Source organism: Klebsiella sp. 64, assembly GCF_018223915.1.
Taxonomy (GTDB): Bacteria; Pseudomonadota; Gammaproteobacteria; order Enterobacterales; family Enterobacteriaceae; genus Klebsiella; species Klebsiella pneumoniae.
The window spans coordinates 1-11,908 of the sequence record NZ_JAGRQZ010000014.1; the positions used below are offsets into that span (position 1 = coordinate 1).

Annotated in this window: 12 protein-coding genes and 1 other RNA gene; 9 read left to right on the top strand and 4 right to left on the bottom strand. The window is 55.5% G+C overall.

Going from position 1 to position 11,908, the window contains the following annotated elements:
• The first annotated feature begins 445 nt into the window (after window positions 1-445).
• The 6 genes from epd (at window position 446) to KHQ23_RS11200 (ending at window position 6,546) form a co-directional block, all read left to right on the top strand.
• Entirely contained in the window at window positions 446-1,474 is a 1,029-nt protein-coding gene (epd, locus tag KHQ23_RS11175) for an erythrose-4-phosphate dehydrogenase (RefSeq protein ID WP_002916512.1), read from the top strand.
• A 39-nt stretch (window positions 1,475-1,513) separates the two neighbouring features.
• Window positions 1,514-2,677: a phosphoglycerate kinase gene (gene pgk, locus KHQ23_RS11180; RefSeq protein WP_002916508.1), complete on the top strand. Its 1,164-nt coding sequence runs from the start codon at window positions 1,514-1,516 to the stop codon at window positions 2,675-2,677.
• Between the two features lie 97 nt (window positions 2,678-2,774).
• Complete coding sequence (fbaA, locus tag KHQ23_RS11185; protein ID WP_004144748.1) at window positions 2,775-3,854, top strand: class II fructose-bisphosphate aldolase; 1,080 nt, start codon at window positions 2,775-2,777, stop codon at window positions 3,852-3,854.
• A 190-nt stretch (window positions 3,855-4,044) separates the two neighbouring features.
• Window positions 4,045-4,902: a small-conductance mechanosensitive channel MscS gene (locus KHQ23_RS11190; protein ID WP_002916504.1), complete on the top strand. Its 858-nt coding sequence runs from the start codon at window positions 4,045-4,047 to the stop codon at window positions 4,900-4,902.
• A 151-nt stretch (window positions 4,903-5,053) separates the two neighbouring features.
• Window positions 5,054-5,689, top strand: coding sequence for an arginine exporter ArgO (gene argO, locus KHQ23_RS11195; protein ID WP_004144747.1), 636 nt, complete (start codon window positions 5,054-5,056; stop codon window positions 5,687-5,689).
• 89 nt (window positions 5,690-5,778) lie between these two features.
• A complete protein-coding gene (locus tag KHQ23_RS11200; protein ID WP_002916499.1) occupies window positions 5,779-6,546 on the top strand; it encodes an oxidative stress defense protein in 768 nt (255 codons plus the stop codon).
• A gap of 53 nt (window positions 6,547-6,599) precedes the next feature.
• On the opposite strand, the gene argP is transcribed toward KHQ23_RS11200, so the two are convergent.
• Window positions 6,600-7,493, bottom strand: a complete 894-nt coding sequence (gene argP / locus KHQ23_RS11205; RefSeq protein ID WP_002916497.1) for a DNA-binding transcriptional regulator ArgP — start codon at window positions 7,491-7,493, stop codon at window positions 6,600-6,602.
• 167 nt (window positions 7,494-7,660) lie between these two features.
• Between argP and rpiA the strand changes: the two genes are divergently transcribed.
• Both rpiA and serA read left to right on the top strand, forming a co-directional pair.
• Complete coding sequence (gene rpiA, locus KHQ23_RS11210; protein ID WP_002916495.1) at window positions 7,661-8,320, top strand: ribose-5-phosphate isomerase RpiA; 660 nt, start codon at window positions 7,661-7,663, stop codon at window positions 8,318-8,320.
• A gap of 269 nt (window positions 8,321-8,589) precedes the next feature.
• The gene (gene serA, locus KHQ23_RS11215; protein WP_002916493.1) at window positions 8,590-9,822 is read left to right on the top strand and encodes a phosphoglycerate dehydrogenase; all 1,233 of its coding nucleotides are present in this window, start codon (window positions 8,590-8,592) and stop codon (window positions 9,820-9,822) included.
• A gap of 83 nt (window positions 9,823-9,905) precedes the next feature.
• Here the strand turns inward: serA and KHQ23_RS11220 are convergent, their stop codons facing one another.
• From KHQ23_RS11220 to zapA, 3 genes are all read right to left on the bottom strand, one after another.
• Window positions 9,906-10,502, bottom strand: coding sequence for a 5-formyltetrahydrofolate cyclo-ligase (locus tag KHQ23_RS11220; RefSeq protein ID WP_014906942.1), 597 nt, complete (start codon window positions 10,500-10,502; stop codon window positions 9,906-9,908).
• Window positions 10,503-10,600: 98 nt separating this feature from the next.
• Window positions 10,601-10,784, bottom strand: a non-coding RNA gene (ssrS, locus tag KHQ23_RS11225) — 6S RNA.
• Window positions 10,785-10,825: 41 nt separating this feature from the next.
• Entirely contained in the window at window positions 10,826-11,155 is a 330-nt protein-coding gene (gene zapA, locus KHQ23_RS11230) for a cell division protein ZapA (protein ID WP_002916488.1), read from the bottom strand.
• A 166-nt stretch (window positions 11,156-11,321) separates the two neighbouring features.
• On the opposite strand from zapA, the gene KHQ23_RS11235 reads away from it, so the two are divergent.
• Complete coding sequence (locus KHQ23_RS11235; RefSeq protein ID WP_002916486.1) at window positions 11,322-11,900, top strand: YecA family protein; 579 nt, start codon at window positions 11,322-11,324, stop codon at window positions 11,898-11,900.
• The last annotated feature ends 8 nt before the right edge of the window (window positions 11,901-11,908 follow it).

Here is an 11,908-nt window from a genome sequence, read left to right on the forward strand (position 1 = left end):
GTTCGAGGAGTTCGGCTTCACCGTTGATAACGTGGTCGCTAAAGCGAAAGCGCTGCTGTAATCGCTGGTACGGTGCGGGCTGATGCCCTCACCCCACCCCTCTCCCACAGGAGAGGGTGCAAACACCAAAACGGTAACCCCTGGGTTACCGTTTTGCTTTTATCTCGCCACCCGGCTTTTTTGTATCTGCTATTCCTGAACCATGTAATACGGTTGTAAATTATTCCAGCAAAAATGTGATGTGAGTCATATAGCTGGTTTATTGCGCTGGACAAACATTCCTTTTATTCCTCATTTCGCTTATTCTAGCTGAAGCGTTTCAGTCGTTTAAATGTTCGACAATTAATCAATCAGTCGCAGTTTGCAGCTGGTAAGGTTCCCCTCAGAGCGTTGCTGGATTACTCTGTCAGCCACCTCATAACAGGGACAGCCTTGCAGGAGATCTATGACCATTCGCATCGCGATTAATGGCTTCGGTCGCATTGGACGCAACGTGGTTCGTGCTCTATATGAATCCGGGCGTCGTGCGGAAATCACCGTGGTGGCAATCAATGAGCTGGCGGATGCCGCGGGCATCGCGCATTTATTGAAATATGACACCAGCCATGGCCGTTTCGCCTGGGATGTCCGTCAGGAGCGCGAGCAGCTGTTTGTTGGCGACGATGCCATCCGTCTGCTGCATGAGCCGACCATTGCGGCGCTGCCCTGGCGCGAACTGGCGGTGGACGTCGTGCTTGACTGTACCGGCGTATACGGGAGCCGTGAACACGGTGAAGCCCATCTTCAGGCGGGGGCGAAAAAAGTGCTCTTTTCCCACCCCGGCGGCAACGACCTCGACGCGACGGTGGTGTACGGCGTAAATCAGGATGAACTTCGCGCCGGGCATCGCATTGTCTCCAACGCCTCCTGCACCACCAACTGCATTATTCCGATCATTAAACTGCTCGATGACGCCTATGGCATTGAGTCCGGCACCGTCACCACCATTCACTCGGCGATGCATGACCAGCAGGTGATTGACGCTTATCATCCGGATCTGCGGCGTACCCGCGCGGCCAGCCAGTCGATCATTCCGGTGGATACCAAACTGGCGGCAGGGATCACCCGTATTTTTCCGCAATTTAACGACCGTTTTGAAGCGATTGCCGTGCGGGTGCCGACGATTAACGTGACGGCAATTGACCTGAGCGTGACGGTGAAAAAACCGGTAAAAGCATGTGAAGTCAACCAGTTGCTGCAAAAAGCAGCACAAGGTGCATTTCATGGTATAGTTGACTATACGGAATTACCGTTGGTCTCGACAGATTTTAACCACGATCCGCACAGCGCCATCGTCGATGGTACGCAAACCCGGGTCAGTGGCGCGCATCTGATCAAAACGCTGGTCTGGTGCGATAACGAATGGGGCTTTGCTAACCGAATGCTCGACACGACGTTAGCGATGGCGGCTATTGGTTTCAGGTTCGACGCGTAAACGTCGACAAAACTTTATGAATCAACGAGAGGATTCACCATGTCTGTAATTAAGATGACCGATCTGGATCTGGCTGGTAAACGCGTTTTTATCCGTGCGGATCTGAACGTACCAGTTAAAGACGGGAAAGTAACCAGCGACGCACGTATCCGTGCATCTCTGCCGACCATTGAACTGGCGCTGAAGCAGGGCGCGAAAGTCATGGTTACTTCTCACCTGGGTCGTCCGACCGAAGGCGAGTACAACGAAGAATTCTCTCTGCTGCCGGTTGTTAATTACCTGAAAGACAAACTGTCCAACCCGGTACGCCTGGTTAAAGACTACCTGGACGGCGTGGAAGTGGCTGCCGGTGAACTGGTGGTGCTGGAAAACGTTCGCTTCAACAAAGGCGAGAAAAAAGACGACGAAGAACTGTCTAAGAAATACGCTGCGCTGTGCGACGTGTTCGTGATGGACGCTTTCGGTACTGCGCACCGCGCGCAGGCTTCCACCCACGGCATCGGCAAATTTGCTGACGTGGCGTGTGCAGGCCCGCTGCTGGCCGCTGAACTGGACGCGCTGGGTAAAGCGCTGAAAGAGCCAGCTCGTCCGATGGTCGCTATCGTTGGTGGTTCTAAAGTGTCCACCAAACTGACCGTTCTGGATTCCCTGTCTAAAATCGCTGACCAGCTGATCGTGGGCGGCGGTATCGCTAACACCTTCGTTGCCGCTCAGGGCCACAACGTCGGTAAATCCCTGTACGAAGCAGATCTGGTTGATGAAGCCAAGCGCCTGCTGGGCACCTGCGATATCCCGGTTCCGACCGACGTTCGCGTAGCGACCGAGTTCTCCGAAACCGCAACGGCAACCCTGAAATCTGTTAACGACATCAAAGATGACGAGCAGATTCTGGACCTTGGCGACGTTTCCGCACAGAAACTGGCTGAAATCCTGAAGAACGCCAAAACCATCCTGTGGAACGGCCCGGTTGGCGTATTCGAATTCCCTAACTTCCGTAAAGGGACTGAAATCGTGGCTAACGCTATCGCGGACAGCGAAGGTTTCTCCATCGCCGGCGGCGGTGACACCCTGGCAGCGATCGACCTGTTCGGCATCGCTGACAAAATTTCCTACATCTCCACTGGCGGCGGCGCATTCCTTGAATTCGTCGAAGGCAAAGTCCTGCCGGCAGTAGCGATGCTCGAAGAGCGCGCTAAGCAGTAATTCAGTTCAGGCGGGGAAACCCGCCTGTTTTTCAGCGCGCTTAAGGGCTCGCGAACCTTCTTCAACGGTCGAAGATACAGATACAGGACTAAGTAACATGTCTAAAATTTTTGATTTCGTAAAACCGGGCGTCATCACTGGCGACGACGTTCAGAAAGTGTTCCAGGTAGCGAAAGAAAACAACTTTGCACTGCCGGCGGTAAACTGCGTAGGTACTGATTCCATCAACGCCGTTCTGGAAGCTGCAGCGAAAGTTCGCTCTCCGGTTATCGTTCAGTTCTCTAACGGCGGCGCAGCGTTCATCGCAGGTAAAGGCGTGAAAACTGACGTTCCTCAGGGTGCTGCTATCCTCGGCGCTATCTCTGGCGCCCACCACGTGCACCAGATGGCTGAACACTACGGCGTGCCGGTTATCCTGCACACTGACCACTGCGCGAAGAAACTGCTGCCGTGGATCGACGGCCTGCTGGACGCCGGTGAAAAACACTTCGCCGCTACTGGCAAACCGCTGTTCTCTTCCCACATGATCGACCTGTCTGAAGAGTCCCTGCACGAAAACATCGAGATCTGCTCTAAGTACCTGGCGCGCATGGCCAAAATGGGCATGACCCTGGAAATCGAACTGGGCTGCACTGGCGGTGAAGAAGACGGCGTGGATAACAGCCACATGGACGCTTCCGCCCTGTACACCCAGCCGGAAGACGTGGATTACGCCTACACCGAGCTGAGCAAAATCAGCCCGCGTTTCACCATCGCCGCTTCCTTCGGTAACGTACACGGCGTGTACAAACCAGGTAACGTAGTTCTGACCCCGACCATCCTGCGCGACTCTCAGGAATATGTTTCCAAGAAACACAACCTGCCGCACAACAGCCTGAACTTCGTGTTCCACGGCGGTTCCGGTTCTTCCGCTCAGGAAATTAAAGACTCCGTCAGCTACGGCGTGGTGAAAATGAACATTGATACCGACACCCAATGGGCAACCTGGGACGGTATCCTGCAGTATTACAAAGCGAACGAAGCTTACCTGCAGGGCCAGCTGGGCAACCCGAAAGGCGAAGACCAGCCGAACAAGAAATACTACGACCCGCGCGTATGGCTGCGTGCTGCCCAGACTTCCATGGTGACTCGTCTGGAGCAGGCATTTAAAGAGCTGAACGCGATCGACGTTCTGTAAGAAAAATCTGTTTCTTACCCGGAAGCCCGCAGCAATGCGGGCTTTTTTATTATCTTAACAACAGGATAGCGCGGCAGAAAACTGTGATCCATTTGGCAAAACGTGCACTTATTGTTTACCCTATAACCTGACTGCCCTGTCGCAGGCTGAGTTATTTACTTCCCCCCAGGGGATTCATAAGGAATGTTAAATGGAAGATTTGAACGTTGTCGATAGCATCAACCACGCCGGGACGTGGCTGGCACGCAACCAGGAGCTGCTGCTGAGCTATGCCGTCAACATCGTCGCGGCTATCGCTATCCTGATCGTCGGGATGATCGTGGCGCGCGTCGTCTCTAATACCGTCAACCGCCTGATGCTGGCGCGTAAAATTGACGCTACCGTGGCCGATTTTCTCTCTGCGCTGGTGCGCTATGCGGTTATCGCCTTTACGCTGATTGCCGCCCTGGGGCGGGTAGGCGTGCAGACCGCCTCGGTGATTGCGGTGCTGGGTGCTGCCGGTTTGGCGGTGGGTTTAGCGCTGCAGGGATCGCTGTCGAACCTTGCCGCAGGCGTACTGCTGGTGATGTTCCGCCCGTTCCGCGCTGGCGAGTATGTCGACCTTGGCGGCGTGGCAGGTACGGTGTTGAACGTGCAGATTTTCTCCACCACCCTGCGTACCGCGGACGGTAAGGTAGTGGTGGTCCCGAACGGGAAAATCATCGCCGGCAATATCATTAACTTCTCCCGGGAGCCTGCGCGTCGCAATGAGTTTATTATCGGCGTCGCTTACGATGCTGATATCGACAAGGTAAAGCAGCTGCTGACCTCGATTATCGAATCTGACGATCGAATTCTGCGCGATCGGGAAATGACCGTTCGTCTGAACGAACTCGGCGCCTCGTCGGTGAACTTCGTGGTGCGCGTGTGGAGCAAAAGCAGCGATCTGCAAAACGTCTACTGGGATATCCTCGAGCGTATCAAGCGTGAATTTGACGCCAACGGCATCAGCTTCCCTTACCCGCAGATGGATGTTCATGTGGTGCGCCTGCCGGAAAAAGCAGAGTAAACCGCCTCTCAATAACTCAGGCCGGCCATGCCGGCCTTTTTCAATAGCTCATCATTAGTTGTTCTAATTAATGATTAATTATTTAAATTTCCGCTAATAATTCATTCACGCTATAGTCAGCGCCACTCTCGAACTCAGCGGATAAATCCTTATGTTTACTTATTACTTTCAGGGGCTTGCCCTGGGAGCGGCTATGATATTGCCGCTTGGCCCACAAAATGCCTTTGTGATGAATCAGGGGATCCGTCGTCAGTATCATCTGATGATTGCCCTGCTATGCGCGGTCAGCGACTTGCTGTTAATCTGCGCTGGCATTTTCGGCGGTAGCGCACTGCTGATGCAATCCCCGTGGCTGCTGGCGCTAGTGACCTGGGGCGGCGTGGCCTTTTTGCTGTGGTATGGCTTCGGCGCATTGAAAACGGCGTTCAGTCAGAGTCTTGAACTCGCCAATGCAGAGGTAATGCAGCAGGGGCGCTGGAAAATCATCATCACCATGCTGGCGGTGACCTGGCTTAACCCGCACGTTTATCTGGACACCTTTGTGGTGTTAGGCAGTCTGGGAGGTCAGCTGGCGGTGGAGCCGAAGCGCTGGTTTGCGCTAGGGACCATTAGCGCCTCTTTCCTGTGGTTCTTTGGCCTGGCGCTGTTAGCCGCCTGGCTGGCGCCGCGACTGCGTACCGCCAGAGCCCAGCGGATCATCAATATTGTGGTCGGCGCCGTCATGTGGTTTATTGCGTTTCAGCTGGCAAGAGAAGGCGTCAGCCATATCCAGGCGTTGCTTAACTAAGCGTTGTCCGATGGACTTTCCTGCTGTACGCGCTAAGCTTGCTGGCATGCGTCCCGTAAGGGCGATTTAAGTAACATGGAGAAACGACAGTGAAGTTAAAAGTCTTAGCCCTGGCGGCAACACTCGGATTGACCACGATGGCGGCACAGGCCAGCGAATTGCCGGATGGCCCGCACATTGTGACTTCAGGCACAGCAAGCGTTGCCGCGGTTCCGGACATCGCCACCCTGGCGATCGAAGTGAACGTGTCGGCAAAAGACGCCGCGTCGGCAAAAAAACAGGCTGACGATCGCGTTGCGCAATATCTCTCTTTCCTCGAAAAGAGCGGTATTGCTAAAAAGGACATCAACTCGGCGAATCTGCGTACCCAGCCTGATTACGACTATCAGAACGGGAAAAGCATTCTGAAAGGCTATCGCGCGGTGCGCACAGTGGAAGTGACCTTGCGCCAGCTGGATAAACTCAACGGTCTGCTGGATGGCGCCCTGAAAGCGGGTCTCAACGAGATTCGCTCCGTCTCGCTGGGCGTTGCGCAACCGGACGCCTACAAAGATAAAGCGCGTAAAGCGGCGATCGACGACGCCGTGCATCAGGCGCAGGAGCTGGCCGCAGGCTTCCACAGCAAGCTGGGTCCGGTGTACAGCGTGCGCTACCATGTCTCCAACTATCAGCCGAGCCCGATGGTTCGCATGATGAAGGCTGCTGACGCTGCGCCGGTTTCTGCCCAGGAAACCTACGAGCAGGCGACTATCCAGTTTGACGACCAGGTCGATGTAGTCTTTGAGCTGCAGCCGGCGCAAGCCGCTGCTCCAGCCACCCCGGCGAAACCGGCGGAAACGCCGAAACCGGCCCAGTAAGCGATAGAAACAAAAAAGCCACTTCAGCGAAGTGGCTTTTTTATGCCCGCGGTTTAATCCTGACGCAGCACCTTGTGTCCGTAGTCAATGAGCGCATCGGTCACCCGGCGCATCATGCGGCTTTCCGGGGCGAAGCGGTGCCAGTAGAGCATGCGGCGCTGGAACAGGCCCGGGGTGAGATCGATAAGTTCGCCGCTGTTGAGCTCTTTTTCGATCTGCAGATGCGGGATCATACAGCAGGTGGTGCCCTGGCGCGCCAGCTGCACGAAAGCTTCCGACGAGTTGACGATGTGGCAGGGGACGCTGCCCGGCGGCAGGTCGAAGTTTTGCTGCAGGAACGCCTGATGCATATCGTCCAGATGGTCGAAGGCGACGACCGGCGCCTTAAGCAGCGCCGAACGCGTCACGCCATTCGGGAAATAGCGTTGCGCAAACTCTTTTGATGCGACAAACAGGTAATCGAGCGCCCCCAGCTGATCCACCAGGCAGCTTGGCAGCGCCTGCGGCTGGATACTCACTGCGCCCACTACTTCGCCACGGCGCAGGCGCTCCTGGGTGCGGGTTTCATCTTCCACCTGCAGGTTGAGACGAATAGGGGAGTCTGACAGAACATTGGCCAGCGCCGGCAGCAGCCAGGTCGCCAGACTGTCGGCGTTCACCGCCAGCGACAGCAGCAACGGCGTAGAGCCGGTTTGTTCATCGCCCAGCCACTCTTCCTCCAGCAGTTCAACCTGGCGCAACAGAGCCAGCAGTTTCTGTCCTTGCTCGGTGGGGCGCGGCGGCACGGTACGCACCAGCAGCGGCTGGCCGAACATATTTTCCAGCTGCTTAATACGCTGTGAGACGGCGGACTGGGTAATACATAGCTTCTGCGCGGCGCGCTCAAATCCTCGTTCCCTAATTACCGCATCCAGCGCTTGTAGTGTCCTGTAGTCCGGTCGTTTCATTATTCTGGCGTGCCCCCATAACTAATCGTTATCTCGCACTATGACATAAATTTTTATTTGATACAGACGAAATTGGTCTGTTCAGTTGTGTGATCTGCATCGCAGGGACATTTCCACTATCGATGTTCTATAATGCGCCACAGGCATTCACATCTCGGACCAGAATTATGACGCAGGATGAACTGAAAAAAGCGGTAGGTTGGGCAGCACTGCAATATGTACAGCCAGGGACTATTGTCGGCGTAGGCACCGGCTCGACGGCGGCCCATTTTATTGACGCGCTGGGCACCATGAAGGGGCAGATCGAAGGGGCGGTTTCCAGCTCCGACGCCTCCACCGAGAAGCTGAAAAGCCTCGGGATCACCGTCTTCGATCTTAACAGCGTCGATCGCCTGGGGATCTATGTTGACGGCGCGGATGAGATCAACGGCCATATGCAGATGATCAAAGGCGGCGGCGCGGCGCTGACCCGTGAAAAGATCATCGCCTCGGTCGCGGATAAGTTTATCTGCATCGCCGACGCCTCCAAGCAGGTCGATATTCTGGGCAAGTTCCCGCTGCCGGTGGAAGTCATTCCGATGGCGCGCAGCGCCGTGGCGCGTCAGCTGGTCAAGCTGGGCGGCCGTCCAGAGTACCGTCAGGGCGTGGTGACCGATAACGGCAACGTGATCCTTGACGTGCACGGCCTGGAAATTCTCGATGCGATCGCGCTGGAAAACGCGATCAACGGTATTCCTGGCGTTGTCACCGTGGGGCTGTTCGCCAACCGTGGCGCCGACGTGGCGCTGATTGGTACTGCCGACGGCGTGAAGACCATCGTAAAATAGTCTGTCCGCAGGGAGCCGACCGGCTCCCTCGCAAATATTTTTTCACCAGGTGCAATTTGGTGACTTCTGTCACATTTATGCAACCATTCTGATTTACACGCTACCATTTCTTCTCTTTCTGGTGTTTTGTCCTGCGATTTCCCTCTGGATGACATTTCTTCAGGACGGCGACGCAAACGTTCATATTGCCGCGATAGTTTTTTTTGATATGTTGCTGAGACGAACTTTCGTTCAGCACGACATCAGTTAAGACAAAACAGGACGGGGAAATGGCTAAGGTATCACTGGAAAAAGACAAGATTAAATTTCTGCTGGTTGAAGGTGTGCATCAAAAGGCAATCGATAGCCTTCGCGCAGCGGGTTACACCAACATTGAATTTCATAAAGGCGCGCTGGATTCAGAACAGCTGAAAGCGTCGATCCGTGATGCCCATTTCATCGGCCTGCGTTCCCGTACCCATCTGACTGAAGAGATTTTCGCCGCAGCGGAAAAACTGGTTGCCGTCGGTTGCTTCTGCATCGGGACCAACCAGGTCGATCTGAACGCCGCTGCGAAGCGCGGTATTCCGGTGTTTAACGCGCCGTTCTCTAACACCCGCTCGGTGGCCGAGTTGGTGATCGGCGAACTGCTGCTGATGCTGCGCGGCGTGCCGGAAGCCAACGCCAAAGCGCACCGCGGGGTGTGGAACAAGCAGGCGGTCGGCAGCTTCGAAGCGCGTGGTAAAAAGCTGGGCATCATCGGTTACGGCCACATCGGTACCCAGCTTGGCATTCTGGCGGAATCGCTGGGAATGCACGTCTTCTTCTATGATATTGAAAACAAACTGCCGCTCGGCAACGCCACTCAGGTACAGCATCTCTCCGACCTGCTGAACATGAGCGATGTGGTCAGCCTGCACGTGCCGGAAAACGCCTCTACCAAAAATATGATGGGCGCGGAAGAACTGGCGCTGATGAAGCCGGGCGCGCTGCTGATCAACGCTTCCCGTGGTACCGTGGTGGACATTCCGGCGCTATGCGATGCGCTGGCCAGTAAGCATCTGGCCGGGGCGGCTATCGACGTCTTCCCGACTGAACCTGCGACCAACAGCGACCCCTTCACTTCGCCGCTGTGCGAGTTTGATAACGTGATCCTCACACCGCATATCGGTGGCTCCACTCAGGAAGCGCAGGAGAACATCGGTCTGGAAGTAGCTGGCAAGCTGGCGAAATACTCTGACAACGGGTCAACCCTGTCGGCAGTTAACTTCCCGGAAGTTTCTCTACCGCTGCACGGCGGCCGTCGTCTGCTGCATATCCATGAGAACCGGCCGGGCGTCCTGACCGCAATCAACCAAATCTTCGCCGCGCAGAGCATCAACATTGCCGCCCAGTATCTGCAAACGTCGCCGCAGATGGGCTACGTGGTGATTGATATTGAAGCGGAAGAAGATGTTGCCCAGCAGGCGCTGCAGGCAATGAAAGCGATCCCGGGGACTATCCGCGCCCGTCTGCTGTTCTAATCATTTTTGCCTCTCGGGCAGGTCGCGTACCTGCCCGTTTTTTTGTTAATACTTTCCAGGCTGAATTTCTCGTCCCCGCGTACCTACCAACACCAGGTTTTTCCCGGGGTGATGACCGCCGGCAGCGGGATATCCCACTCTTCGCTCGGCAGGCTATCCACCTGCTGGCAGTCGTGCGCGTAGCCCACCGGCTGCAGGCGATACTGCTGCCAGTTTTGCAGCGTCCGGTCGTAAAAACCGCCGCCCATTCCCAGCCGTTGGCCACTGACATCGAAGGCCACCAGCGGGGTCACCAGCACATCGAGTTCAGCCAGCGGCAGCACATCCCGCACATCGAGCTTCGGTTCGCGGATCTTCAGGCGATTCACGATCAGTTGGCTCTGCGGATGGTAGTGTAAAAACAGCAGATTGCCGGGGCTAAAGGGATGCAGCACCGGGAGATATACCCGCTTGCCGGCGCGCCAGAGCTGGTCGATCAGCGGCTGGGTGTCCAGCTCGCCGTCAAAGGAGAGAAACAGCGCCACGTTGTGGGCGAGAACTACCGGCGGCCAGGCCATCATCCGCTCGGCGGCCTGTTGGGCAAACAGGCGCTGTTGCTCCGGGCTGAGTGCGCGTCGACGATCGCGGATCTGCTGGCGAATATGCTGACGGGAGAGCAGGGTATCGGTCTGTATAGTCATGCAGGTCTCGTTACGAGCTGGCGAAACAATAGGAGCAAGTGTAATACAGGGCGGCTTCAGCCGAAAACACGTATGGGGGATGATGCGAAGTAAAGAAGGGAATCTCCGAGATGCCGCCGCAGGCTGTAACCCTTGAACCCTTGGTTCAAGGTGAATGTGTCGTCACGGTTTTAAGGCTTCTCGGACGAACCGAGCATGCTCACCAACCGTGGAGCGCCACATTCTTGTGGTATGAAATATCGGCTCAGGGGACTGGCCCGCTTGCAAACATCTCAGAGAAATTTTGTTCTTGCGATTACTCTAACACAGTTAACTGCAAAGTGTTATTCAAACTTCGACCCTGGCTTTTCGCTTATGCGACCCTGCTCAAGCAATGCTTGTTCGATGGTCTGCTGAAGCATGCGAATGCGCTGCTCCATGCTGGAAGCGTAGTCGCGGGTCTTCGCTTTTTCCTGAGTCAACTCATAGCTGATGTTCAACGCCGCGATGAAGACCAGCTGCTCAGTATTTGTGACTCTAGTGCGTTCTTTTAAATCTTGCAACCGCTGATTAAGGTCTTCAGCTGCCTGATTCAGGGCATCCCTTTGTTCAGGCGGGCAATTCACTCGCAGTGAACGGCCGAAAATTTGGAGATCTACGGGTTGTGCAGACATGCCACCTTCCTGCTGATTGACTGCGCTGCCTTCACACCCTGGCCCGGGTCTGCGAAGGGGCGACACTATAGCTACCCTGGTGCGAAGATACAAGCCCTATTCTGGTTCACCAGGGTCCAAAGTGGTAGCATACCATGAATATTCCTCCCAACGATGACGAATGCGCATGTCTATACAGAACGAAATGCCTGGTTACAACGATGTAGACCAGTTACTGAACCAACAAGGGGTAGGTCTCACCCCGGCCGAAATGCACGGTTTGATCAGCGGATTGCTGTGCGGCGGCAATACGGACAGCAGCTGGCAGCCGCTGGTGCACGACCTGACCAACGAAGGTCTCGCCTTTGGCCATGAACTGGCTCAGGCGCTGCGTAACATGCATTCCGCCATCAGCGATTCACTGGATGACGACGGTTTCCTCTTTCAACTGTATCTGCCGGAAGGCGATGCGGTGAGCGTCTTTGACCGTGCCGACGCCCTCGCCGGTTGGGTCAACCACTTCCTGCTTGGTCTTGGCGTTAGCCAGCCGAAGCTGGATAAAGTGAAGGATGAAACCGGGGAAGCGATTGACGATCTGCGTAATATTGCCCAGCTGGGCTACGATGAAGACGAAGATCAGGAAGAGCTGGAGATGTCTCTGGAGGAGATTATCGAGTATGTCCGCGTTGCCGCACTGCTGTGCCACGACACCTTTGCCCGTCAGCAGCCAACCGCACCGGAAGTCCGCAAACCGACATTACACTAACTAAAATT